This window comes from Rathayibacter sp. VKM Ac-2929 (genome assembly GCF_022815495.1).
Classification (GTDB): domain Bacteria; phylum Actinomycetota; class Actinomycetes; order Actinomycetales; family Microbacteriaceae; genus Rathayibacter; species Rathayibacter festucae.
The window spans coordinates 71,501-95,921 of sequence record NZ_JALGRV010000005.1 but is presented as its reverse complement, the minus strand read 5'-3'; the positions used below and the strand labels follow the sequence as shown (position 1 = coordinate 95,921).

Sequence of the window (24,421 nt, the reverse complement as noted above, 5' to 3'; positions counted from 1 at the left end):
ACGATCCGCGACCCCCGTCGTCCGCTTCTCCGGGGGTCCGCCATGCCCGTCCCGTCCCGCTCGCTCCTGCGCACCGCCCTCGCCGGAACCGCCCTCGCCCTCGGCGTCGGGACGGTTCTGAGCGGCTGCGTCTCCTCCGACGAGCCCGTCGCGCAGCCGGCCGCGACGGTGACCGCCACCGCCACCGCGACCGTCACCGCGACGCCGGCCCCCACCGCGACCCCCGCGCCGACCGCGACGCCCGCGGCCGCCGCGAGCCTGCTGATCGGGCCGACCTCGTTCTCGCTGGTGGACGCCACCGGCGCACAGCTGGGCAGCTGGGCGTACCGCGACGGCACCGGTGCGGTCGCGGCGCTCACCGAGGCGTTCGGCAGCGAGCCGACCGAGTCCGACGACGTCCCGTACGAGGGCTACCGCAGCCGCGCCTACACCTGGCCGGGCTTCGTCCTCCGGGACACCGACGTCTACGACGCCGGCGGGCCGGAGCTGACGTACCCGGAGCCCGACTTCCTCCTCGAGGCCACGGCCGCCGCCGTCGGCGATGTCGCCATCAGCACTCTGGGAGGCGTCGCGGTAGGTGACGCCACCGCCGAAGTGGCGGCCGAGCACCCGGACAGCACCACCGACGGCGCCCCCGGATCGTTCCTCTTCGACACGACGCCCGTCGGCACCCTCGAGGGCTACGAGCTGACCAACACGGTGGGAGCGATCGCGGAGGACGAGGTCACCGTCTCGAGCCTGCGCGCGCCGTTCGTCAACTGGGGCGTCTGAGGAGTCACTCGCAGGCGGTCGCCCTCAGCAGTCGCGGGCGCGGAAGCGCAGCGCGGTCAGCGCGATCGCGTGCCAGCCCTGCTGACCGTCGTGCTGGCTCACGGTGAGCGTGCTCCCCGAGGGGAGGACGTCGAACACGAAGGTGTCGAAACGGGGGTCGTTGACGAGGACGGGCTCGAAGGAGGTGCTGCGCCGGAACGGGTCGGCCACCGTGCCCGTGCCGACTCCCGCGTCGGGGCCCTGGGCGGAGATCGAGGCGGGGGCGAGGCTGAAGCCGACGGTGGTCCACCAGCTCGCCACCCACGGGAGGGAGGAGTCCGCGAGCGACGTGATGTTCTGGAAGGTGAGCCGGACGTCGAGCGGGTCGAACGGCCGCCCGTCCGCTCCGAAGAAGCGGAACGTCAGCGTCTGCGAGTCGGGCCCGGGCGACGGGGTCTCCGTGAGCGCCCCGGCACGACGCTGGTTCAGCAGGAGCGTCCCGGGACCGAACGCGCCCGGCGCCCCGGCGCGCGCGACCGTCTCGCCCGGCGGCGGACCGGCCTCCTCCCCGATCCACACGGAGCCCTCGCCGGTCAGATCGAAGCTCCGGCCCTGCGACCCGGTCGCGGTGCCCGGCGCGAGGACGGACGTGATCCGCACCGTCGACACCGCTCCCCCCGGCGAGATCGCCGTGAGCACGGTCGGGTCGCTCGCGACGCTCGTCGGCGGGAACACCGTCGTGCCGAAGCACGGGGCGGGCGAGGCGGCGGCGAGCGGGGCCGCGACCGCCGCGCTGACGACGGGGACGCTCCACGCGGCGCTCGCGGCGACGGTGCGCCGGGTGGGGCCGTGCGGGTCGGCTCGGTGCTGCGGCATGCGGGATCCGTTCCGTGAGAGCAGGAGCGTGAGAGCAGGAGTGCGATCGGACGTCGGCGCGTCCACCCCGGCAGGATAGGAGCAGCGATCGCCCGAGTGCGACGCTCCCCCACCGCTGGCGCGAAACTCGTGCTCAGCAGTCGCGGGAGCCGAAGCCGAGCCCCGTGATCGCGCTGCTGTGCCAGCCCTGGTAGCCGCCGTGCTGGCTGTAGACGAGCGAGCTGCCCGAGGGGAACGAGCGGAACGTGAAGGTGTCGTAGCGGGGCGTGAGTGGGACAGCCGGCTCCCAGTTGGTGGCGCGCCGGAAGGGGTCGGCGACCGTGCCTGCCCCGACCCCCGCAGCTCCGCCCCGTGAGGAGATCGAGGTGGGCGTGACGCTGAAGCCGACGGTCGACCAGAACTTCAGAGGCCAGTAGGACGTCTCACTCACCACACCCGACGTGATGTTCAGGACGGTGAGCCGGACGTCGAACGGGTCGAACGGCTTCCCCTCCTCATCGAGGAACTCGAAGGTGAGCGTCTGCGCTTCGAGACCCGGAGCAGGCGTCCCCGGGAACCTGACGTCCGACGTGGAGACCGCGCCGGCACGACGCTGGTTCAGGATGAGCACTCCGGGCTCGAAATAGCGCAGCGGCACCTCGTTGGCGAAGTCCGAGGATCCCCCGGCCCACCAGACAGTGCCGTCCTGCGTGAGGTTGTAGCTCTTCCCGTCGATCTCGGTCGTGGTGCCGGGGGCCAGGACGGAGGTGATCCGGACGGTCGACGCCTTCCCGGTGGGCGAGGACGCCATCAGCGTCGTGGGATTGCTCGCAATGCTCGTCAGCGTGAACATCGTGACGCTGGAGCACGGTTGCGGCGAGACCGGGGTGGCCGGAGTCATCGACGCGGCGGCGAGGGGAGCCCCGACCGCCGCGCTGATCACGGGGATGCTCCACAGTGCGCCCGCGGTGACGGAGCGACGGGTGGGACCGGAGGAGTGAGTCGGGTCGGACGAGAGAGGGGACATGGCGGATCCGTTCCGGAGGAGGGAGTGGACAGGCGAGGACCGACTGCCCGACACGGCAGCGTAGGTTCGACGCTCGGCAAAGACGAATCCTCCTCACTTCTGGCGCGGAACGTCGGTTCGTCATTCGCCCCGACCGCGAGGGTCAGCAGTTGTAGGACACGAAGCTCAGCGCCCCCAGCGCACTGGCGTGCCAGCCCTGGTGCCCCTGGTGCTGGCTGTAGGTGAGCGTGCTCCCCGAGGGGAACGCGCCGAACGTGAAGGTGTCGATCAGGGCTCGGCCGATTATCCCGGCGTCCGAGGACGCGGCGCGCCGGAAAGGATCCTCGGCCGTCCCCGTGCCGACTCCCTCATGGCCGGCCGTCGAGGAGATCGATGCGGGCCGGACGCTGAAGCCGACGGTGGACCACCAGCTCAGGAGCCAGGGATATCCGGGATTCGTGTCCGACGTGATGTTCTGGATCGACAGCTGGACATCGGTCGGATCGAACGATCGTCCGTCCGGGCCGACGAACGTGAAGGTCAGCGTCTGCGCATCGGGCCCGGGCGACGGATCCTCTGTGATCGGTCCGGACCGCCGCTGATTCAGCATCAGCGAACCGGCGGGGTAGTTGCGGACGACGACCTCCGAGACCGCCGACAGGCTGCCACCGGACGCCCATCGGTTGCCGTCCCGCACCAGGTTGAAGTCACGGCCCTGGGTCGCGGTGGTGGTACCGGCCGCCAGGGCGGAGTCGATCCGCACCGTCGAGACGGCACCGCCGGGCGCGACCGCCGTGAGCACCGTGGGATTGCTCGCGACGCTCGTCTGCGTGAACACCGCCGTGCTGCGGCAGGACGCGGGCGACGCGGCGGCGAGCGGAGCGGCGACGGCCGCGCTGACGACGGGGAGGCTCCACGCCGCGCTCGCGGCGATGGTCCGTCGAGTGGGTCCGGCGGGTGCGGAGGGGCGCGGGGGCATGGGGTTCCGTTCGGGAGAGCGACAGGGAGCGCGCGGGGACGGACCCGCTGACCCCGGCAGGATAGAAGGCACGCGCTCTGTGAGAGCGACGCTCCCTGACTCCTGGCGCGCGACGCCGCTTCACGAGCCCGCCGGCGCCCCGCCCGTCACTCCCCGTCGGCGAAGTCCGTGCCGCGACTGAGCGGCTCCCACGCGTCGACGTCGGAGCGGAGGGCGTCGAGCACCGCGCGGAAGGCGTCCGACGCGTCGTTGCCGAGCAGCAGGATCGACGGCGGCGCGGCCGACTCCACGGCCTCGATCAGCGCGGTCGCGGCCTTCGCCGGGTCGCCCTTCTGGGTGCCGTGCACGGTGTCGTGCTCCTTGCGGCGCTTGCCCGCCGTCTCGGCGTAGTCCGCGATCGGCTGCGACGACTGGGTGAGCGAGCGGCCGGCGAAGTCGGTGCGGAAGCCGCCCGGCTCGACCGAGAACGCCCGGATGCCCAGCGGTGCGACCTCCTTGCGCAGCGACTCGGTGAGCGCCTCGATCGCGGCCTTCACCGCGGCGTAGTAGCCCGATCCCTCCGGCGAGATGCGCGCGCCGATCGAGGACAGGTTGACGATGGTGCCGGAGCGGCGCTCGCGCATCCCGGGCAGGACCGCCTTGATCGTGCGGACGGTGCCGAAGAGGTGGGTGTCGAAGAGCTGCTGCACCGCGGCCTCCTCACCCTCCTCCACCGCCGCGCGGTAGCCGTAGCCCGCGTTGTTGACGAGCACGTCGATCCCGCCGAAGCGCTCCACGGCGGCGTCGACCGCGGCGGCGACCTGCGCGTCGTCGGTGACGTCGAGAGCCAGGGCGAGCGCGGAGTCGGGGTGCGCCTCGGTGATGTCGCGGACGGAGTCGACGTCGCGCGCGGTGACGACGGCGCGGTCGCCGTGGGCGAGGACGGCGGTCGCGAGCGCGCGGCCGAGTCCGGTGGAGCAGCCGGTGATGAGCCAGGTGGTCATGGCGGTCCTTCTTCCTCGAGGGCGCCCGCGGCAGGAGCGATCGGTGCGATCGGCGCGTTCACCGCGGGCAGGACTCCATTCCACCGCCGCCGGGGCGCCCGGGGACAGGGGTGGACGCGTGAGAGGCTGGTCCGGTGTCCACAGTGAGCGTGCCGACGCCGCGCTCGGGGGTCCGGACGCGGCGATTCCGGCGCCTCGCGCGCCTCGGCTTCGCCGTCAACGGCGTGGTGCACCTGCTGATCGGCGGCCTCTCGCTGCGGGTCGCGTTCGGGGACGAGACGACGCAGGAGGCGGATCCCTCCGGCGCGATCGCGCGCCTGGCCGAGACACCGGCCGGACTCGTCGTCGTCTGGGCGGCGCTGGTCGCGCTCGTCGCGCTCGGGCTCTGGCAGCTCTCCTTCCAGAGCCGCTCGAGCGATCCGAGCCGCGCGAAGCGCCTCGGGCGGCGGATCGTGGAGTCGGGCAAGGGCTTCGCGGCGCTCGCACTGGCCGGGACGACGCTGGTCTTCGCGCTCGGCGGGTCGACGAGCTCCTCCGCCACCATCCGCGCGATCAGCACCGATCTGCTGGCTCGACCGGCCGGCGCGATCGTGCTGACGCTGGTCGGTGGGATCGTCCTCGGCAGCGGGATCGGCTTCGTCGCCATCGGCGTGCGCCGCGGCTTCCGCAAGCTCGTGCGGATCCCCGCGGGGCGGCGCGGCACGGCCGTGCTGATCCTCGGCGCGGCCGGCTACGTCTCGAAGGGGATCGCCCTCGGCATCGCCGGCGGGCTCTTCGTCGTCGCCGCGATCACCGGCGACGCCCGGCGGGCGACCGGGCTCGACGGCGCCCTGCGCTTCCTCGACGTCCCGCCCTACGGGACCATCGCGCTCACCGTCATCGGCGCCGGCCTCGTGATGTACGGCGGCTTCCTGATCGCGCGCGCGAAGCTCGCCAAGCTCTGACGCCGGCCGGGGTCAGCTCGCGGGCTCGGCGGGGGCGAGACGCTTCGCGTAGCAGCGGGTCGCCGGCTCGTCGCCCCAGTAGCCGAAGCCGGGGATGAGCTCGTAGCCCGAGCTGCTGTAGAGCGCCATCGCCTCGGGCTGCTCGATGCCGGTGACGAGGCGGAGCAGCGTCACGCCGTGGCGGACGGCCAGCTCCTCGACTCCCGCGAGGAGGAGGCGGCTGTAACCGCGGCCGCGCGCCGACTCGGCCACGAACATCCGCTTGATCTCGCCGATCCCGCCCTCGGCGGCGAGTGCTACGCAGCCGACGACGTCCACCCCGACGTGGAGCAGCAGCGTCGGCGCGTCCGCGGGCGGCCTCGGCCCCGGGTCGTCGCCGCCGTAGCGCCGCATGATCTCCGCCTCCTGCACGGCGAACAGCCGCCCCGCCACCGCGTCGTCGGCCGTCGTCTCGACCAGCCGCACCTCGTCCGCACCCATGTCGCTCACGGTCCCATCTCGCGGAGGGTCAGCAGACGTCGGAGCGGAACCGGAGGGCACTCAGGTAGATCGAGTGCCAGCCCTGCCGGCCGTCGTGCTGGGTGTAGGTGAGCGTGCTGCCGGAGGGGAACGCGTCGAAGGAGAAGCCGTCGCTCCGGAGGAACGGGAGAGTCGTCTCGTCCTCCGTCGCGCGCCGGTACGGGTCGGCGATCGTGCCGGCACCGACGCCCTCGGAGATGCCGTCCCTCTGGATCGCGGTCGGCGCGACGCTGAAGCCCAGCGCGTCCCAGTGAGTCTGCGGCCACGGCACGCGCTTCTGCGAGGTGATGTCGATGAACTCGAGCTGGAGACCGACCGGATCGAAGAGGTTTCCCTGCGGGTCGAAGAACTGGAAGGTCAGGGTCTGGGAGTCGACTCCCGGGCTGGGGAGCTCGCCGATCGGACCTGCGCGGCGCTGGTTCAGGACGAGCGCGCCGCCCACGCCGTAGGTGAACATCACCTCAGTGTTCACGCCGTCACGGGTGCCGCCTCCCCACCCCTGGTCGCTCTGAGTCAGGTTGTAGCTCGTGCCCTGCGTCCCGGTCGTGGTGTTCGGAGCGACCACCGTTGCGATGCGGACGGTCGACACCGCGCCCGTGGGGGAGACCGCCAGGAGCGTCGCAGTGTCGCCCCCGGCATTCCTGGTCCGCCGGAAGTCGACCTCGCTGTCGCAGAGGACGGCGGTCGAAGCGGCCGCGAGGGGCGCGGAGATCACCGCGGCGGCGACGGGAGCGCTCCACGCCGCCGCGGCGGTCACGGTGCGGCGGGAGGGTCCGGGCGTGCCGGAGGAGGGCTGGGACATGCAGGGTCCTTTCGATGGCGATCCGAAGACGGAGTCGCGGGGCGTGGTAACGCTGTCATCCACGACGATCGCCAGCTAAGCGCACCCCTGCCCTCCGACGCACGCCCCCCGTTGGTGGCGACCGCACCCCCTGACGCGCTGCGCGAGATGCCACTTGTGCACGCGACACGCCGTGAGAAGCGTGCACAAGTGGCATCTCGCGGGAGGGGACGAGGGCGCGCGGGTCAGGCGTAGGTCGCGGCGATCTCGGCGAGGCACTCGCGGAAGACGCGGACGGCGGGCGAGGCGAGCTGGGCCTCGCGCTGGGCCGTGAAGATGGTGCGGCGGGGGCGGCCGGGCAGCTCGAGGAGGCGGCAGTCGGCCTCGCCGCCGGCCCAGACAAGGTCGGGCATCAGCGCGACCGCGTTGCCCGAGGCGGCGAGGCGGATCTGTGCCTGCAGGTCGGCGGTCTCGAAGCGCACGTCGGGCTCGAAGCCCGCGACGCGGCAGGTCTGCTCGGCGAAGTGCCGGCTGGCGGTGCCGCGCGGCTCCATCACCCAGGCGGCGTCGCGGGCGCCCCGCAGGTCGCGGATCGCGGAGTCGCGGCCCACCGCGAGGCGGATCGCGTCGGTCGTGAGGTCGCTGCGCACCAGGCCCGGCAGCCAGGACACCGAGTGGCCGGGGTACTGCTCGGCGACGACCAGGTCGAACTCGCGCGCCCAGGAGGTCTCGTGCAGCGCCCCCTCCGGCTCGCGCTGCACCATCTCGACCCGCACCTCGGGCGCGCGCTCGGCGATCGAGCGCAGCGCGCCGGGCATCAGCGCGAGCGCCGCCGACTGGAAGACCGCGACCCGCACCCGCCCGGTGACCGACTCCCCCGACGCGGCCAGCGCCGCCTCCGCCCGCTCGAGCAGCGCCAGCACCTCGCCGGCCGCCGCGACCAGGATCTCGGCCTGCGGGGTGAGCTGCACCCGCCGCCCGACCTTGCGCAGCAGCTCGACACCGGTCTCGCGCTCCAGCACGGTCAGCTGCTGCGAGACGGCGGAGGGACTGTAGGCGAGGGCCTCCGCAGCGGCGGCCAGGGTGCCGCGGATGGCGACCTCGCGCAGCAGCACCAGGCGGCGGACGTCGAGCACGGGCGACCTCGATTCGGCAGAGCGGTTCAGCAAGTCGGCAGAGCGGTTCAGTAAGGAGGAGTGACCGGTACCGGTAAGGAACGGTCGCTTCTGCTCAACGGTACCCCGGTCGGATACTGACGTCATGACGGATCTCGCCGCTCCTGCCCGCTCCACCGGTCCCTTCTCCGACGACGCCGCCGGGCCCGCCACCGGTCACGCCGGGCCCGCCGCGGACAGCGTCGACCCCGGCCTCGTCGACGCGAGCGTCGCGCTGGTGCGCCAGTGGCTGCGCGACGCCGCCGACGTCCCGGTCGACGCCTCCGGCGCCCAGCTCGCCGGCGTGCTGAAGGACCCGACCGGCCTCGACTTCACGGTCGGCTTCGTCGACGGCGTGGTCCGCCCCGAGGACACGAAGGTCGCCGCCGCGGCGCTGCGCTCGATCGCCGGCGGCGTCCCCCGCTTCCTGCCCGCCCCGATGCGCGGCGCGGTCGCCCTCGGCGGCGCGGTGGCCCCGCTGCTGCCGGACGTCGTCGTGCCGATCGCGCGCCGGGTGCTGCGGCAGATGGTCGGCCACCTCATCATCGATGCGACCGACTCGCGCCTCGGCCCGGCGATCGCGAAGATCCGCCGCGACGGCGTCCGGCTCAACATGAACCTGCTCGGCGAGGCGGTCCTCGGCCGCAAGGAGGCGCAGCGCCGGCTCGAGGGCACGCACCGCCTGCTCGCGCGCGACGACGTCGACTACGTGTCGATCAAGGTCTCCTCCACCGTCGCCCCGCACAACCCGTGGGCGTTCGACGCCGCGGTCGACGACATCGTCGAGGAGCTCGCTCCGCTCTTCACCCGCGCCGCCGCCGCGACGCCGCAGAAGTTCGTGAACCTCGACATGGAGGAGTACAAGGACCTCGATCTCACCATCGCGGTCTTCACCCGCCTGCTCGACCGGCCCGAGTTCCTCGGCCTCGAGGCGGGCATCGTGCTGCAGGCCTACCTGCCCGACGCGCTCTCCGCGATGATCCGGCTGCAGGAGTGGAGCGCCGCGCGCCGGTCCCGCGGCGGCGCCGGCATCAAGGTGCGCCTGGTCAAGGGCGCGAACCTGCCGATGGAGCAGGTCGAGGCGTCCGTGCACGGCTGGCCGCTCGCGACCTGGTCGACGAAGCAGGACTCGGACACCAACTACAAGCGCGTGATCGACTACGCGCTGCACCCGGACCGGATCCGGAACGTGCGGGTCGGCGTCGCCGGCCACAACCTCTTCGACGTCGCCTACTCCTGGCTGCTGGCCGGCGAGCGCGGCGTCCGCGAGGGGATCGAGTACGAGATGCTGCTCGGCATGGCGCAGGGCCAGGCGGAGGCGGTGCGCCGCACGGTCGGCTCGCTGCTGCTCTACACGCCGGTCGTCTCGCCCGCCGAGTTCGACGTCGCGATCGCCTACCTGATCCGCCGGCTCGAGGAGGGCGCGTCGAGCGACAACTTCATGTCGGCCGTCTTCGAGCTCGAGGCTCAGCCCGCGCTGTTCGCCCGCGAGGAGGCCCGCTTCCGCGCCTCCGTCAGCGCGCTCGACGGAGCGGTGCCGCCCGCGCACCGGGTCGCCGACCGCTTCGCCGCGACCGGCCGCCCCGGCTTCGGCGACTTCCGCAGCACCCCGGACACCGACCCGTCCGTCGCGGCGAACCGCGCCTGGGCGGACGAGATCCTCGCCCGCGTGCCCGCCTCCCGCGCCGGTGTCGACGCGATCGAGGCCGCGACGATCGCCACCCGCGAGGAGCTGGAGGCGGCCCTCGCCGCGACCCGCGCCGCCGGCTCCGCGTGGGGCGCCCTGCCCGCCGACGAGCGGGCGCGCATCCTGCACCGCGCCGGCGACGAGCTCGAAGCGCGCCGCGGCGAGCTGCTCGAGGTGATGGCCGCCGAGGCCGGCAAGACCATCGACCAGGGCGACCCGGAGGTCTCCGAGGCGATCGACTTCGCGCACTACTACGCCGAGCGGGCCCGCGAGCTGGACTCGGTGGACGGGGCGGTCTTCCACCCCGCGCAGCTGACGCTCGTCGCTCCGCCGTGGAACTTCCCGGTCGCGATCCCCGCGGGCGGTGCGCTCGCCGCGCTGGCCGCCGGCTCGGCCGCGGTGCTGAAGCCCGCCGGGCCGACCGCGCGCTGCGGCGCCGTGCTGGCCGAGGCGCTCTGGGCCGCCGGCGTGCCCCGCGAGGCGCTGCTGCTGCTCCGGCTGCCCGAGGAGGAGCTCGGCGCCGACCTCGTCGCGCACTCCTCGGTGGACCGGGTGATCCTCACCGGGGCCTACGAGACGGCCGAGCTGTTCCGCTCCTTCCGGCACGACCTGCCGCTGCTCGCGGAGACCAGCGGCAAGAACGCGATCATCGTCACCCCCTCCGCCGACCTCGACCTCGCGGTGAAGGACGTCGTCTCGAGCGCCTTCGGCCACGCCGGCCAGAAGTGCTCGGCCGCGTCGCTCGTCGTGCTGGTCGGCTCGGTCGCGCGCTCCAAGCGCTTCCGCGCGCAGCTGCTCGACGCGGTCGACTCGCTCACCGTCGGCCTGCCGACCGATCCGGCGACCCGGATGGGGCCGGTGATCGAGCCCGCCGCGGGCAAGCTGCTGCGCGGGCTCACGACGCTCGGCGAGGGCGAGCGCTGGCTGCTGCAGCCGCGCGCGCTGGACGACAGCGGGATGCTGTGGAGCCCGGGCGTCCGCGACGGCGTGCGCCGCGGCTCCGAGTACCACCGCACCGAGTACTTCGGACCGATCCTCGGCATCATGACCGCCGCGACGCTCGAGGACGCGATCGCGCTCGTCAACGAGGTCGACTACGGCCTCACCTCCGGGCTGCACGCGCTCGACCCGGCCGAGATCGGCACCTGGCTGGGCGGGATCCAGGCCGGCAACCTCTACGTCAACCGCGGCATCACCGGCGCGATCGTCGAGCGCCAGCCGTTCGGCGGCTGGAAGAAGTCGGCCGTCGGACCGGGCACGAAGGCGGGCGGACCGGACTACCTGCTCGGGCTGGGGTCGTGGACCTCGGCGCCGTCGACCGCCACCACCGCGTTCGAGGACCCGCGCGTCGGCCGGCTCGTGGCCGCCGCCCGAGCGGAGCTGTCGCCCGCGGAGGCGGACGCCGTCGAGCGGACGGCCCGCAGCGCGGCGCAGGCTCTGGCCGCGGGCGCCGCCCGGGACGTCACCGGGCTGACCGCCGAGCGGAACGTGTTCCGGCACCTGCCGTACGACGCCCCGGTGCTGATCCGCCTCGCGGACGGCGAGCCGGTCGGCTCGCTCGCGCAGGTCGTCGTCGCCGCGGCGACCGCCGGGACCCGGGTGGCGGTCTCGAGCGCGACCGAGCTGCCGCCGCAGCTCGTCTCGGCCATCGCGTCGGGAGCCTCGGCGGTCGCCGTCGAGGACGAGGCCGCCTTCGCGGCGCGGGTCCGCGAGCACGGCGCCGGCCGCGTGCGCCTGCTGGGCGCCGACGCCTCCTCGGTGACGTCCGTCACCGGCGGACGCCCCGACCTCGCCGTCTACGCGAACGAGGCCACCGAGTCCGGCCGCCTCGAGCTGCTCCCGTTCCTCCGCGAGCAGGCCGTCTCGATCACCGCCCACCGCTTCGGCACCCCGGACCACCTGACGGACTCCCTGCTCTGACCTCTTCCGCGAGATGCCACTTGTGCACGCTTTTCACGGCGTGTCGCGCGCACAAGTGGCATCTCGCGGGAGGGGAGGGGGACGTGGTCAGAAGAGGCCGCGGGGGGACTCGACGGAGGCGAGGACGCCGGGCGCTGCGACGATCGTCAGGCGGGCGACCTCGTCCGCCGTCAGCTCGGGCAGGCGCTGGGCGAGGTCGAGGAAGCGCTCGATCTCGGGCTCCTCGAGGACGTCGGCGGCGAGGGTGCGGAACTTCGCGACGTACTGCTCGCGCGTGAACGGGTGCGCGCCGAGCGGATGCGCGTCCGCCACCGCGATCTCGTCCACGATCGTCGTGCCGTCGGTGAGCAGGATCTCGACGCGCGCGCCGAACGCCTTCTCCGCCGGGTCGGTCGAGTGGTAGCGGCGGGTCCACTCCGCGTCCTCCTCCGTCGTCGTGCGCTGCCAGAGCGCGACGGTGTCGGGGCGGGCGGCGCGCTCGGGGGCGTAGCTGCGCTCGTGGTGCCAGGCGCCGTCCTGCAGCGCGACCGCGAAGATGTACGGCACGGAGTGGTCGAGCGTCTCGCGGGACGCCGTCGGGTCGTACTTCTGCGGGTCGTTCGCGCCGGAGCCGATCACGTAGTGGGTGTGGTGCGAGGTGTGCAGGACGATCCGCTCGACGAGCTCGGGGTCCGCGGCCTCGGGGTGCGCGTGGTGCAGGCGGCGGGCCAGGTCGATCAGCGCCTGCGCCTGGTACTCGGCCGAGTGCTCCTTCGTGTATGTGTCGAGGATCGCGCGCTTGGCCTCGCCGGCGTCCGGCAGCGGCACGTCGTAGGACGCGTCGGGGCCGTCGAGCAGCCAGGCGATCACGCCGTCCTCGCCCTCGTAGATCGGCGACGGGCTGGTCTCGCCGCGCATCGCCCGGTCGACGGCCTCGATGGCGGCCTTGCCGGCGAAGGCGGGGGCGTACGCCTTCCAGCTCGAGATCTCGCCCTTGCGCGACTGGCGGGTGGCGGTGGTGGTGTGCAGCGCCTGGGCGATCGCCTGCTCGATGACGGCGACGTCGAGGCCGAGCATCGTGCCGAGTCCGGCCGCGGCCGAGGGGCCGAGGTGCGCGACGTGGTCGATCTTGTGCCGGTGCAGGCTGATCGCGCGGACGAGGTCGACCTGGACCTCGTAGCCGGTGACGATGCCGCGGACCAGCCGGGCGCCGTCGATGCCCGCGTGCTGGGCGACGGCGACCAGCGGCGGGATGTTGTCGCCGGGGTGCGAGTACTCGGCCGCGAGGAAGGTGTCGTGGTAGTCGAGCTCGCGGACGGCGACGCCGTTCGCCCAGGCCGCCCACTCGGGCGAGACGCGGCGGCCCGGGTCGACGCCGAACACCGTCGCGCCCTCGCCGCCGATGGACGCGGGGTGGGCGAGCGCCTGCGAGCGCGCGGCGACGACGGGGCGGCGCACCAGCGACGCGGCGGCGACGGCGGCGTTGTCGATGACGCGGTTGACGACCATCTCGGCGACCTCGGCCTCGACCTCGACGGGATCGGCGGCGACCTCGGCCAGGGCGTGGGCGAGCTGCCCGTGGCGCGGGAGGTCCTCGTCGCTGCGGTGGACGCGGACGTGGTGTTCGTGCACGGGGGCTCCTTCGGCTCGTCCCTGCCAATCTAGCGGCGGGGCCGCCGGGCAGACTGTCGGCATGACCGCCACCCGCGTGGCCGCGTTCGACTGCGGCACCAACTCCCTCCGGCTCCTGATCGCGGACGTCGAGGACGGCCGCCTCGTCGACGTCCTCCGCCGCACCGAGCTCGTCCGGCTCGGCCACGGCGTGGACCGCACCGGCCGCTTCGACCCGGAGGCGCTCGAGCGGACCCTCGCCGTGACCCGCGAGTACGCCGAGCTGGTCCGCGAGGCCGGGGCCGAGCGCGTGCGCTTCGTCGCCACCTCCGCGACCCGCGACGCGGCGGACCGCGAGGACTTCCTCGTCGCGGTCGAGCGGATCATCGGCTCCCGCCCCCAGACGATCAGCGGCGAGGAGGAGGCGGCCCTCTCCTTCCGCGGTGCGCTCTCGGCCGTCGACGCGCCCCGGCCCGTCCTGGTCGTGGACCTCGGCGGCGGCTCGACGGAGCTGGTGCTGGGTGGAGCGGAACCCGAGCAGGCGCACTCGATGGACGTCGGCAGCGTCCGGCTCACCGAGCGCCACCGCGCCGGCGGGGGCGCGCCGACCGCGGAGCAGCGCGCCGCGATCCGCGCTGACGTCCGCCGCGCACTGGCCGCCTCCCCCGTCGACCTCTCGGCCGCGCGCAGTGTCGTCGGAGTCGCGGCGACGGTCCTCACGGTCACCGCGCACGTCCTCCGTGTCGAGGCCTACGACCGCGACGCGCTCGAGGCGACCCTGCCGATCCGCGACGTCCTCGCCGCCTGCGACGAGCTCGCCGCGCTCTCCCCTGCCGCGACAGCCGTCCTCCCCTACGTCCGCGCCGGCCGCGAGGACGTCCTCGGCGCCGGCGCCGCCATCTGGTCCGAGGTCCTCCGCGCCGTCCAGGAGGCCTCCCCCGCCGTGACGTCGGTCACGACGACGGCCCACGACATCCTCGACGGCCTGGCCCTGCACCTCTGACCCCTCTGCACCTCTGATCCCCTCCGCGAGATGCCACTTATGAGCGCGACACGCCGCAGAACGAGCACACAAGTGGCATCTCGCGGGAGGGGTCAGCGCGTGAGGGTGCTGCCGGAGTCGTGGGGGAGGCGGGCGGCGGCGATCAGGGGGACGAGGGTCAGGACGGCCAGCGTCAGGAAGGCGAAGCGGTAGGGGACGAGGCCGGGGCCGAACGCGGCACCCGCGGCCAGCGCGATGCCGCCGGCGGCGACGCCGAAGCCCGCGGCGATCTGCTGAGTCGTCGCGCTGAGGGTGTTCGCGCCCGACATCCCCTCGGGCGCCACCTCGGCGAAGGTGACCGTGTTGTAGGCGGTGAAGCCGGCCGAGCGCGCGACACCGCTGAGCACCAGCAGCGCCACGATCAGCGGGACGGGCACACCGGGATCGAGGAACGCCATCGCGACCATGCAGGCGATGCCGACGACGTTCGCCGCGACGAGCACCCCGCGGAAGCCGACCGTGTGCAGGAGCCAGGTCGTCGCCGGCTTGATCGCCAGATTGCCGACGAAGAGCGCGAGCACGATCGAGCCGGCCTGCACCGCGTTCCAGCCGAAGGCGTCCTGGAAGAGCAGCGGCAGCAGGAACGGCACCGCGTTGATCGTCGCCCGGTAGAGCGAGCCGCTCGCGTTCGCCACCCGGAACGTCGAGAAGCGGAAGGCGTCCAGCGGCACGAGCGGGTGCGGCGTGCGGCGCAGGTGCCGCACCGCGACGGCGGTGACGAGGGCGCCGGTCACGGCCAGGCCGAGCGCGACGGTGTCCGAGCCGCTTCCGGTCACGAAGCCGGTCGCGCCGACCAGCGCGCCGAGTCCGACCGCGACCAGGAGCAGGCCGACGACGTCCAGCGGAGGCGGTGAGGCCTCGACGCCGGCCGGGATGATCCGCCGCGCGATCACGAAGGCGACGACGCCCAGCGGCAGGTTGATCAGGAAGATCCAGTGCCAGGAGGCGTAGGTCGTCAGCAGCCCGCCGAGGAACGGCGCCAGGATCGGCGCGACCAGGCCCGGCCAGACCAGGATCGCGATGGCGCGGATGATCCCCTCCCGCGGCGTCACGCGCAGCACCGCGAGCCGGCCGACCGGCACCATCAGCGCGCCGCCGACGCCCTGCAGCACGCGGGCCGCCACGAGCAGCGGCAGGGTCGGGCTGAGCGCGCAGAGCAGCGACGCGAGCGTGAACACCGCGATCGCGGTCGTGAAGACCCGGCGCACGCCGAAGCGCTCGCTCAGCCAGCCGGAGGCGGGGATCAGCACCGCGACGGTGAGCAGGAACGCGGTGACGGTGATCGCGACGGCGGCGGAGTCGACGCCCAGGTCGGCGCCGATCGCGGGCGCCGCGGTGGTGACGATCGTCGCGTCCAGGTTCTCCATGAAGAAGCAGCCCGCGACGAGGAGGGCGATCGCGCGCTGACGGCGGGGATCCAGGGCGGCCTCCTGCGGGGACGGGTGCGGCGGGGCGGGCGCCGGGACGACAAGGGCGAGCGTAGCGCGCAGCCCGGCACGACTCGGCCCGGTACCGTCGAGGGCATGAGCGCCTCCGAGAACCGCACCGTCCAGCTCCGCCGCTACGAGCTCGTCGACGGGGTGATGGACGACTTCCTGGCCTGGTACCGCGCGAAGATCGTCCCCGCCCGCGCCGCGCACGGCTTCACGATCGAGTTCGCCTTCGCCGACCGCGAGGTGAACGAGTTCGTCTGGGCCGTCAGCACTCCGGGCGACGCGGAGGCGTTCGCCGAGATCGAGAAGGCCTACCTCGCCTCTCCTGAGCGCGAGGCCGCCTTCGCCGGCGAGCCGACCCGCGTGGCCGTGCACCACGTCCGGCTCGTCGAGCGCATCGTCTGACCGGGGCGGGGCGGCTCCCGGGAGCCGCCCCGTACCTCAGCTCCGGGCGCGGCGCGCGACGGCCAGGGCGGCCCGCAGGGCGAGGGAGCCGACGGCGATCGAGGCGACGGTTCCGAGCAGCCGCGGCAGGACGTGCTTCGGCGAGTCGAGCCCCGCGCGGTCCTTCGGCGAGGCCAGCGCTGCCGGCGGCAGGGTGCGGCCGTTGGCGCCCGCCTCCGCCATGTGCGCGAGCCGGCGCAGGGTCTCGATGTTGCGCACCCAGAGGAACGAGTGCAGCAGCGGCTTCGGGATGAGCGTGCCGGGGCCCTTCACCGCCGTCTCGTGGATGCGGACCCTGCAGCCGTCGCGGTGCGGCTCCACCTCGAGGCGGACGCGCGCCTCGCCCATCGGCCAGCCGGCCGCCTGGATGATGAAGCGGCTCGACGGGTCCCACTCCAGGACCGTCGTCTCGTCGTCGATCACCAGCGGCCAGACGCCGAAGGAGTGGTGCAGCTTCGAGCCGACGTGCGGCCAGTCGCGGCCGACCCGGCGCATCCGGGACGAGCCGACGACCCACGAGGGGAAGAGCCAGCCGGACGCGAAGACGGCGAAGACGGACTCGGGCGGGCAGTGGAAGACGCGGGTGTTGCGGGACATCGCGGGCTCCTAGTCGTGAGGGCGGGGTCGGGCGGGTCGTGCCGCCCGACCCTCAGGGTGCCAGATCGGACGAGCGGGTCCGATCGGGTGAGGGCGACAGATCGGGCGCCCGCCGGATCCCGAACTCGTGCCGGAGCGCGCTGCGGGCGGCGTGCCAGCCGGCCATCCCGTGCACGCCCGGGCCGGGCGGCGTCGAGGACGAGCAGAGGTAGAGCCCCTTCGCGGGCGTGCGCCACGGGTCGGAGGAGGGGATCGGCCGCGAGAGCAGCTGCGCGACGCTCGCCGCTCCGGCCGCGATGTCGCCGCCGATGTAGTTGGGATTCCAGGCCTGCATGTCGCGGGCCGTCATCGAGGACACGGCGAGGACGCGGTCGCGGAAGCCCGGGGCGAAACGCTCGATCTGGGCGGTGATCGCCTCGCGCTGGTGCGCCGGCGAGTCGCGCGGCACGTGCGTGTACGCCCAGAGGACCTGCTTGCCCTCCGGCGCGCGGGTCGGGTCCAGCACCGAGGGCTGCGCCACGAGCACGTACGGGTTCTCGCTGTGCCGTCCCTGGACGACGTCGCGCTCGGCCGCGGCGATCTCGGCGCGGGTGCCGCCGACGTGCAGGGTGCCGGCCCCGGCGAGCTCCGGGTCGGTCCAGGGGACGGGTCCGTCGAGCGCGAAGTCGACCTTGGCGACGCCGTTGCCGTAGCGGAACATCGCCAGCGCCGACGCGTACGGGCCGGGCAGGCGGTCGCCGGCGAGCGCGAGGAGCGCCCTCGGCGTGAGATCGAGCAGCACGGCGCGCGCGCTCGGCAGCTGGGAGAGCGAGGTGATCTCCACTCCGGTCTCGATGGTGCCGCCGTGAGCGCGGAGGTCGTCCGCCATCGCGTCGACGATCGCCTGGCTGCCGCCGATCGGCACCGGCCAGCCGCGCGCGTGCGCGTAGGAGCCGAGCGCGAGCGCCGCGGCGGCCGTGGACGGACTCGGCATCGGCCGGATCGCGTGCGCCGCGACCCCCGCGAACATGGCGGGCGCGACCTCCTCGCGGAACCGCGCGTTCCAGAGCGGCGAGCCCTGCTCGAGCACGCGCAGGCCGAAGCGGAGCAGCACCGAGGGGTCGGTCGGGATCTTCAGCAGGGCGTCGTTGGTGAAGCCCGCGACGCGGTCGGCGCGCTCCGCGAGCGGACCCATCAGGGAGCGCCACGCCGCACCGTCGCGCCCCAGCGCCGCGGCGGTCCGCTCGAGGTCGCGGTAGGCGATGCCCGAGCGGCCGCCGTCGAGCGGGTGCGCGTAGGAGATCTCGGGCAGCCGCAGGTCGATCCGCCGGTCGAGCTGGAACCGGCGGAAGAACCCGGAGGCGAGCGCCATCGGGTGCACGGCCGAGCCGATGTCGTGGTGGAAGCCGGGCAGCGTCAGCTTGGCGGTCCGAGCGCCGCCGCCCAGGGTCTCGTTGCGCTCGTAGACCGCGACCGAGAGCCCGGCGCGGGCGAGGGTGACCGCGGCGGAGAGCCCGTTGGGGCCGGAGCCGACGACGACGGCGTCGACCACGTCACTTCCTCCGCAGGGCCGCGACCGCGCCGACCAGGCCGGCCGCGCCGAGCACGGCCGCACCGGCGTAGCTCGCGGCGCGGTGGCGGATCATCCAGATCTGCGGCGTCATCGTGTGCGCGCGGTCGCTGAAGAGGCCGCGGGCGCCGTGGTCGCCCGGGACCGGCTCGTAGACGTTGTTCGGGAGCATCGGCTCCTTCTTGTCCGGCGCCTGCTGTCCGTCGAAGGCGCTGCGGGCCAGGTACCAGTCCATGAAGGCGCCGGCGAAGCGGTCGCCCAGGATGGTGCCCGCGGTCGGCTCGCCGACCCAGGTGCGGCGGCGCGGCTTGTCGGCGACGTCGGCGATCGCGATCGCGCCGACCTCGGGCTCGTAGATCGGCGGCACCGGCTGCGGGTGGTGCGGCAGCTGCGACTTCACCCAGTTGAACTGGATGGTGTTGAGCGCCGGCATGTCGACCTCGGACAGCTTGATCCTGCTCTTGGAGTGCAGGAGCTCGGCGGTGACCGCCTCGGTGAAGCCGCGGGCGCCGAACTTCGAGGCGCAGTACGCGGCCTGGAGCGGGATGCCCCGGTGCGCGAGCGCCGAGCCGACCTGGATGACGTGGCCGCGGCCGCGCGGAGTCATCCGCGAGAGCGCCGCGCGGGTGCCGTTGACGAAGCCGAAGAAGTTCACCGCGACGGCGCGCTCGAAGTCGGCCGGGTCGGTCGAGAGGAACTCGCCGAAGACGCCGACCATCGCGTCGTTGACCCAGAGCTCGATCGGCCCGAGCTCGGCCTCGATGCGGTCGGCCGCCGACTCGACCGCCTCGCGGTCGGCGACGTCGGTCGGGATGGTCAGACCACGGCGGCCGGCCTGCTCGATCTCGGCCAGAGTGGCCGCGAGTCCGTCCTCACCGCGGGCGAGCACGGCGACGTCCCAGCCGCGCGAGGCCAGCTCGCGGACGGTGGCGCGGCCGAGACCGGCGGTGCCACCGGTGACGACGGCGACGCCGCGGCTCATGCGCGGGCTCCGGAGGCGGGGGTGCGGGGGTTCTGCGTCATGGTCGAGCTCCTTCGTGAGGGCGCCGGAGGCGGCTTGCTGCATCTCCACGGTAGGCGGCGGCGGAGGCGCGCCGCGCGGGGTTGCGCCCGGTCGGTGGGAGCATCGCAGAACGAGCGGCTGGGGAGGAGCCCCGCCAGCCTCTCGATCCGTCCAGCGATCATCCAGAGCGCACCCAGACGTCGGCGCCAGACTGACCGCCGCCGCGCCCCGCGCGACCCCGCCCCTCGACGACCGGATCGACCCCATGAACACACTCCTCGGGCTCAGCCTCGTCTCCGGTCCGGTGGTGATCGCCGTCTACGCGGTCTCGGGTCTCGCCCTGCTCCTGCTGGTCCTCGCCTTCGCGCGCTCGGCCCGCCGCGGACGCCGCCGCCGCCTGGCGCTGGCAGCGGCGGTCCTGCTCCTCGGCCTGCTGGTCGGCTGGGCGCTCGGCGGTCTACTCGGCGGCACCGGCGGCCCCTTCGGCGTCGACTTCACGCCCGTCACCCGCGTCTGGATCGGGCTCGGCCTGGGCGGACTCGCCGTGGCGCTGCTCGCCCTCGGCCACGCCCTCGCGCACCGGCGCAGACGGCGGGTGCTGGCCTCGGCGCTCGTCGGGGTCCTCGTCGTGGCGACCGCGGCGATGACCGTCAACATCGACTTCGGCCAGTACCCCACCGTCCGCAGCCTCCTCGGCATCAGCGCCTACCCGACGGTGGCCGAGCCGATCGCGACACCCGCCGGCGACCACGCCTCGCTCGACACCTGGACCGCCCCGGCGGGCATGCCGACCGCGGGCAGCGTCACGAACGTGGCGATCCCCGCGACGCAGTCCGGCTTCCCCGCCCGCGACGCCGTCGTCTACCTCCCGCCGGCCGCGCTGACCGAGAACCCGCCGCTGCTGCCCGTGATGGTGATGCTCTCCGGCCAGCCGGGCTCGCCGTCCGACCCGCTCGCCGTCGAGCACCTGCAGCAGACCCTGGACACCTACGCGGCCGCGCACGCCGGCCTCGCGCCGATCGTGGTCTCGCCCGACCAGCTCGGCGACCCGACGGCGAACCCGATGTGCGTCGACTCGCCGCTCGGGAAGTCAGCGACCTACCTCACCGTCGACGTGCCGAACTGGATCCGCGCCAACCTCCCGGTCCTCGGCGACGCGCACGACTGGGCGATCGGCGGCCTCTCGCAGGGCGGCACCTGCGCGATCCAGCTCGGCGCCGGCTACCCGCAGCTCTTCGGCAACATCGTCGACGCGTCCGGCGAGCTCGCCCCGACGCTCGGCGACGACGCGACCACCATCCAGCAGGGCTTCGGCGGCGACGCGGCGGCGTACGAGGCGGCCAAGCCCGCGGCGATCCTCGCGAAGAACGCGCCCTACAAGGACTCGTTCGCGGTCTTCGGCGTCGGCGCGAACGACACCTCGTTCCTCGCCGGAGTGCAGACCCTGCACGCCGCCGCGCAGGCCGCCGGGATGGACACCACCTACCTCGAGGTGCCGGACAGCGCGCACGACGCGACGGCGTGGTCGACGACGTTCGACAAGGGCGTCGAGCTGCTGACGGCGCGCTGGAACCTGGTCCCCGCGTCCTAGCGAGCGGAGGGGGCGCCTCCGGCGATCACCTCGCGGGCAGGGGGAAGCGCATGCTGATCGAGTAGGCCGCGCAGCGGACGTATCGAGATCCACCTGCGTCAGAAGCTGAGTCTGCAGACCCGCCCTGCTGGGGACGTCGGGTCTCGATACGCCCCTGCGGGGCTACTCGACCAGCATGAAGTGAGCCGTCTCCGCGTCCTCTTTCTCACCACCGGGACGCGAAGCGGCTCCGCCGCTCGACACGCCCCCGCGCGCTCCGCCTAGGCGCGGGTCGCCGCCGCCACCGCGGCCGCCACTCCCCCGCCCCACGGCGCGCCGTGGCCGGGCAGCACCCAGGTGGCACCGGTGGGCAGCAGGTGCTGCAGCGAGGCGAGCGCCTGCTCCGGCTCGTCGGTGAACGGCGCGGGAGCCGGCCCGGTCGCGCCGGTCAGCACGTGGCGCGTCGTGAGGCCGTCGCCGACGAACACGGCGTCGGCGATCGGCACGTGCACCGCGATGCTGCCGGCGGAGTGGCCGGGCAGTCCGATGATCCGCGGAGCACCCGGGAGGTCGAGCGTCTCGCCGTCCCGCACCGTCACGACCTCGGTCAGCGGGGGCACGCGCGCGCCGCCCTTCCGCAGGAAGTAGCCGAGGAAGCCGACCAGTGCGCCGATCTTCATCGACTGCTTCCCGTTCGCGGGCTTCTTCCCGCCCTTCGCGCGCTCGGCGTCGGCCTCGTGCACGAAGACGGGCACGCCGTGCTCGCGCCGGAGCCGCTCGGCGAAGCCGATGTGGTCGGAGTCGCCGTGGGTGAGCACGACTCCCCTGACGTCGTCGACGGAGCGGCCGATCGCCGCCAGCTCGGCGAGCAGCTCGGGCCAGAGCCGGGGCAGGCCGGCGTCGATGAGGGTCACGCCCTCGGGCGTGTGGACGAGGTAGGCGGCGACGATGTCCGAGCCGATGCGGCGGAGGTGGGGGGCGAGTTCCATGATGGCTACGGTACCTAGCCATCATGGCTACTGTCAATAGCTATAGTGGAGAGCATGCCCACTCCCGAGCGCACCTCCCTCGACGCGATCGTCCGCGCCGCCGCCCAGATCCTGGAGGAGGAGGGGCTCGCCGGCGTGACGATGCAGGCCGTCGCGCAGCGCGTCGGCGTGCGCGCCCCCTCGCTCTACAAGCGGGTCGAGGGCCGCGACCCCCTGCTGCGCCTGGTCGCCGAGGCGACGCTGGGCGAGCTCGCCGCGCGCGTCGAGCCGATCGAGGACGCCGCCGAGCTCGCCGGCGCCTTCCGCGCGTTCGGCCGCGAGCGGCCCGCCGCCTTCCTCCTGGTGATGGCGCCGGCGCCCGGTACCCCGGTGGCCCGGCAGCAGTTCCGGGACGCGGCGAGCGCCTCCGTCCTCCGCGTCGCCGCCGGGCTCGCGGGCCAGGAGCACGCGCTCGAGGCCGCGCGCACCCTCACCGCCTGGAGCACCGGCTTCATCGGGATGGAGATCAACGGGGCGTTCACCCTCGGCGGCGACGTCGAGAGCGCCTGGCGCTTCGGGCTGAGCCGGGTGATCGCGGCGCTGGCGCTGGCGGAGGTGGAGCCGGCGGAGGTGGAGCTCGCGGAGGTCAGCGCGCCGCGGCCTCGTCCTCGAGGAAGCGCGGCCGGCTCGCCGCGAGTCCGCTGAGCAGCAGCACCACGAGGCTCGCCAGCAGCAGGACGTACGAGCCGGTCCAGCTCCCCTGCGCCTCGTAGAGCAGGCCGATCAGCAGCGGCCCGGCGCAGGCGAGCGCGTAGCCGAGGCCCTGCGTCGCCCCGGAGAGCACCGAGGAGCCGGCCGTGCTGCGGGTCCGGGCGTTGACGAGCGTGAGCGTCATCGGGAAGGTGCTGACGCCCAGACCCAGGCAGACCACCCAGGCGACGGCGCCGGCCAGCGGCGCGACCAGCAGGCCGACGTAGCCGACGGCGAGCAGCGCGACGCAGACGACGACCACGATCGAGGGGTTCCGCATCCCGAGGGTCAGCGGCGGGACGACGAAGGCCGCGCCGAGGCCGAAGATCGAGAAGAGGGCGAGCAGCGCCCCGCCCTGGGCCGGGTCCGCGCCGGCGTCGACGAGGATCGTCGGCAGCCAGGTGATGATCGCGTAGGTGTTCAGCGCGGTCATCCCGAGCATCAGCACCATCGCCCAGAGCAGGCGGGTGCGCCAGGCGCCGGCGAGCCGGGTGGGCGCGGCGGCCGCGGCGGTGCCGGCCTCCCTGCGCCGGGCGAGCGCCGCCCAGAGCAGGCAGGCGACGGCGGTCAGCGCCGCCCAGACGCCGACGGCGAAGCGCCAGTCGAGGGCCGAGGCGAGCGGGACGGCGACCAGCGGGGCGACGAACTGGCCGGTCTGCAGCAGCGCGAGGTAGAGCGAGCTGATGGTCTTCAGCCGGTCGGCGAAGTAGCGCTTCACGATCGGCACGATCAGGACGTTCGAGGTGCCCACTCCGGCGAAGGCGACGACGGAGGAGAGCACCAGCGCGAGCGGGCTCGGGCTCAGCGCACGGAGCACCAGGCCCGCGGTGGTCATCAGCGTCGCGACGGCGAGCGTGCGCTCGAGGCCGAAGCGGCGGGCGGCCGCGGCGGCGACCACGCCGAAGACGGCGAAGGACGCGGTGACGATGGTGCCGAACGCGCCGTAGAGCGAGGGGCCGAAGCCGAGGTCGGCGCCGATCGTCTCGAGCAGCGGGCTGAAGCCGGTGACGGCCGTCCGGAGGTTGAGCGCCGTCATCACGATCGCGGCGAGTGCGAGGAGCGCGGTCCTCTGCGGGGTGACGACGGTGGACGTCATGGCGGCCTGCCCTGGGTAGGATGATGGGATGAATCCCACCGAGCCTAGCGCGCCGGAGCCCCGATCGGTCGACCTCCGCACACCGGAGCCGTTCCGCCGCGAGAGCGTCATCGACCACGTCACGGCGCTCTTCCACGAGGAGATCCGCTCCGGCCGGTGGGCCGTCGGCGCGCGGATCCCGACGGAGCCGGAGCTGGTGCGCTGGAGCGGCGCCGGGCGGAACTCCGTGCGCGAGGCGGTGCAGACGCTCGTGCAGTCGGGGCTGGTGCGGCGGGAGCAGGGGCGCGGCACCTTCGTGATCGCGCGCTCGCAGCTCACCACGTCGCTCCGGAGGCGGCTGCCGAGCGCCGAGCGGCGCGACGGCCTGGAGCTGCGCTTCGCGATCGACGGGGCGACCGCGGCCCTCGCGGCCGAGCGCCGGACCGCGGAGGACGTCGAGACGCTGCAGGCGCTGCTCGCCGCGCGCACCCGCTCCTGGGAGGGACACGACCTCGCCGAGCGGACCGCGACCGACACCGCGCTGCACCGCGCGGTCGTCGCCGCCACGCACAACGCGCTGTTCCTCGAGCTCTACGACGGGCTGACCGGCCTCTTCGAGACGGTGCTGCAGGACGACGTCGTCGGCGAGGAGGACCGGCACGCCCGCGAGCACTCCCTGCTGGTCGAGTCGATCGCCGCGGGCGACGCCGCGGGGGCCCGGCGAGCGATCGAGGAGCTGCTGGCACCGCTGCTGGAGCCGGACGGCGAGCAGAACATCAGCTGAGAGGCCGCGTCATCGGCGATCGGCGATGAGACGTGCTC

General features: G+C 74.0%; 22 protein-coding genes. 8 read left to right on the top strand and 14 right to left on the bottom strand.

Features of this window, described 5'->3' with window-relative positions:
• Nucleotides 1–42: 42 nt before the first annotated feature.
• Complete coding sequence (locus MT355_RS16175) at nt 43–771, top strand: hypothetical protein (RefSeq protein WP_243600360.1); 729 nt, start codon at nt 43–45, stop codon at nt 769–771.
• 24 nt (nt 772–795) lie between these two features.
• Here MT355_RS16175 and MT355_RS16170 read toward each other — a convergent pair whose 3' ends face one another.
• The 4 genes from MT355_RS16170 to MT355_RS16155 form a co-directional block, all read right to left on the bottom strand.
• The gene (locus MT355_RS16170; protein ID WP_243600359.1) at nt 796–1,626 is read right to left on the bottom strand and encodes a hypothetical protein; all 831 of its coding nucleotides are present in this window, start codon (nt 1,624–1,626) and stop codon (nt 796–798) included.
• 133 nt (nt 1,627–1,759) lie between these two features.
• Nucleotides 1,760–2,632, bottom strand: a complete 873-nt coding sequence (locus MT355_RS16165) for a hypothetical protein (protein ID WP_243600358.1) — start codon at nt 2,630–2,632, stop codon at nt 1,760–1,762.
• Between the two features lie 142 nt (nt 2,633–2,774).
• Complete coding sequence (locus MT355_RS16160; RefSeq protein WP_243600357.1) at nt 2,775–3,590, bottom strand: hypothetical protein; 816 nt, start codon at nt 3,588–3,590, stop codon at nt 2,775–2,777.
• A 146-nt stretch (nt 3,591–3,736) separates the two neighbouring features.
• The gene (locus MT355_RS16155) at nt 3,737–4,573 is read right to left on the bottom strand and encodes an oxidoreductase (protein WP_243600356.1); all 837 of its coding nucleotides are present in this window, start codon (nt 4,571–4,573) and stop codon (nt 3,737–3,739) included.
• Between the two features lie 134 nt (nt 4,574–4,707).
• Here MT355_RS16155 and MT355_RS21665 point away from each other — a divergent pair, with 134 nt between their 5' ends.
• Nucleotides 4,708–5,517 carry a DUF1206 domain-containing protein gene (locus MT355_RS21665; protein WP_173287283.1) on the top strand — a complete coding sequence of 270 codons (810 nt, stop codon included), beginning with the start codon at nt 4,708–4,710 and terminating at the stop codon, nt 5,515–5,517.
• Between the two features lie 12 nt (nt 5,518–5,529).
• Here MT355_RS21665 and MT355_RS16145 read toward each other — a convergent pair whose 3' ends face one another.
• From MT355_RS16145 to MT355_RS16135, 3 genes are all read right to left on the bottom strand, one after another.
• A complete protein-coding gene (locus tag MT355_RS16145) occupies nt 5,530–5,997 on the bottom strand; it encodes a GNAT family N-acetyltransferase (RefSeq protein ID WP_243600599.1) in 468 nt (155 codons plus the stop codon).
• A 28-nt stretch (nt 5,998–6,025) separates the two neighbouring features.
• Entirely contained in the window at nt 6,026–6,838 is an 813-nt protein-coding gene (locus MT355_RS16140; RefSeq protein WP_243600355.1) for a hypothetical protein, read from the bottom strand.
• Nucleotides 6,839–7,062: 224 nt separating this feature from the next.
• A complete protein-coding gene (locus MT355_RS16135) occupies nt 7,063–7,953 on the bottom strand; it encodes a LysR substrate-binding domain-containing protein (protein WP_243600354.1) in 891 nt (296 codons plus the stop codon).
• Nucleotides 7,954–8,077: 124 nt separating this feature from the next.
• On the opposite strand from MT355_RS16135, the gene MT355_RS16130 reads away from it, so the two are divergent.
• Nucleotides 8,078–11,578 carry a bifunctional proline dehydrogenase/L-glutamate gamma-semialdehyde dehydrogenase gene (locus MT355_RS16130; RefSeq protein ID WP_243600353.1) on the top strand — a complete coding sequence of 1,167 codons (3,501 nt, stop codon included), beginning with the start codon at nt 8,078–8,080 and terminating at the stop codon, nt 11,576–11,578.
• A gap of 87 nt (nt 11,579–11,665) precedes the next feature.
• Here the strand turns inward: MT355_RS16130 and MT355_RS16125 are convergent, their stop codons facing one another.
• Nucleotides 11,666–13,189 (bottom strand): MmgE/PrpD family protein, encoded by a 1,524-nt coding sequence (locus tag MT355_RS16125; RefSeq protein WP_243600352.1) that lies wholly within the window; start codon nt 13,187–13,189, stop codon nt 11,666–11,668.
• A 61-nt stretch (nt 13,190–13,250) separates the two neighbouring features.
• Here MT355_RS16125 and MT355_RS16120 point away from each other — a divergent pair, with 61 nt between their 5' ends.
• Nucleotides 13,251–14,171 (top strand): exopolyphosphatase, encoded by a 921-nt coding sequence (locus tag MT355_RS16120; RefSeq protein WP_243600351.1) that lies wholly within the window; start codon nt 13,251–13,253, stop codon nt 14,169–14,171.
• Between the two features lie 92 nt (nt 14,172–14,263).
• Here MT355_RS16120 and MT355_RS16115 read toward each other — a convergent pair whose 3' ends face one another.
• On the bottom strand, nt 14,264–15,607 hold the full coding sequence (locus tag MT355_RS16115; RefSeq protein WP_308197438.1) for an MFS transporter: 1,344 nt from the start codon (nt 15,605–15,607) through the stop codon (nt 14,264–14,266).
• A 126-nt stretch (nt 15,608–15,733) separates the two neighbouring features.
• Here MT355_RS16115 and MT355_RS16110 point away from each other — a divergent pair, with 126 nt between their 5' ends.
• Entirely contained in the window at nt 15,734–16,048 is a 315-nt protein-coding gene (locus MT355_RS16110) for a hypothetical protein (protein ID WP_243600349.1), read from the top strand.
• 36 nt (nt 16,049–16,084) lie between these two features.
• On the opposite strand, the gene MT355_RS16105 is transcribed toward MT355_RS16110, so the two are convergent.
• The 3 genes from MT355_RS16105 to MT355_RS16095 are packed head-to-tail and all read right to left on the bottom strand — an operon-like array spanning nt 16,085 to nt 19,215.
• Nucleotides 16,085–16,684 carry an SRPBCC family protein gene (locus MT355_RS16105; RefSeq protein ID WP_243600348.1) on the bottom strand — a complete coding sequence of 200 codons (600 nt, stop codon included), beginning with the start codon at nt 16,682–16,684 and terminating at the stop codon, nt 16,085–16,087.
• 52 nt (nt 16,685–16,736) lie between these two features.
• Nucleotides 16,737–18,215, bottom strand: a complete 1,479-nt coding sequence (locus MT355_RS16100; RefSeq protein ID WP_243600347.1) for an NAD(P)/FAD-dependent oxidoreductase — start codon at nt 18,213–18,215, stop codon at nt 16,737–16,739.
• A 1-nt stretch (nt 18,216) separates the two neighbouring features.
• Nucleotides 18,217–19,215, bottom strand: a complete 999-nt coding sequence (locus tag MT355_RS16095) for an SDR family oxidoreductase (RefSeq protein ID WP_123734762.1) — start codon at nt 19,213–19,215, stop codon at nt 18,217–18,219.
• Between the two features lie 286 nt (nt 19,216–19,501).
• Between MT355_RS16095 and MT355_RS16090 the strand changes: the two genes are divergently transcribed.
• Nucleotides 19,502–20,827: an esterase family protein gene (locus tag MT355_RS16090; protein ID WP_123734761.1), complete on the top strand. Its 1,326-nt coding sequence runs from the start codon at nt 19,502–19,504 to the stop codon at nt 20,825–20,827.
• A gap of 260 nt (nt 20,828–21,087) precedes the next feature.
• Here MT355_RS16090 and MT355_RS16085 read toward each other — a convergent pair whose 3' ends face one another.
• The gene (locus MT355_RS16085; RefSeq protein WP_243600346.1) at nt 21,088–21,795 is read right to left on the bottom strand and encodes an MBL fold metallo-hydrolase; all 708 of its coding nucleotides are present in this window, start codon (nt 21,793–21,795) and stop codon (nt 21,088–21,090) included.
• 54 nt (nt 21,796–21,849) lie between these two features.
• On the opposite strand from MT355_RS16085, the gene MT355_RS16080 reads away from it, so the two are divergent.
• Entirely contained in the window at nt 21,850–22,479 is a 630-nt protein-coding gene (locus tag MT355_RS16080) for a TetR/AcrR family transcriptional regulator (RefSeq protein WP_243600345.1), read from the top strand.
• Here the strand turns inward: MT355_RS16080 and MT355_RS16075 are convergent.
• A complete protein-coding gene (locus MT355_RS16075; RefSeq protein WP_243600344.1) occupies nt 22,421–23,620 on the bottom strand; it encodes a CynX/NimT family MFS transporter in 1,200 nt (399 codons plus the stop codon). The two genes, MT355_RS16080 and MT355_RS16075, sit on opposite strands and share 59 nt — an antisense overlap.
• A gap of 28 nt (nt 23,621–23,648) precedes the next feature.
• Here MT355_RS16075 and MT355_RS16070 point away from each other — a divergent pair, with 28 nt between their 5' ends.
• Nucleotides 23,649–24,383, top strand: coding sequence for a FadR/GntR family transcriptional regulator (locus tag MT355_RS16070; protein WP_243600343.1), 735 nt, complete (start codon nt 23,649–23,651; stop codon nt 24,381–24,383).
• The last annotated feature ends 38 nt before the right edge of the window (nt 24,384–24,421 follow it).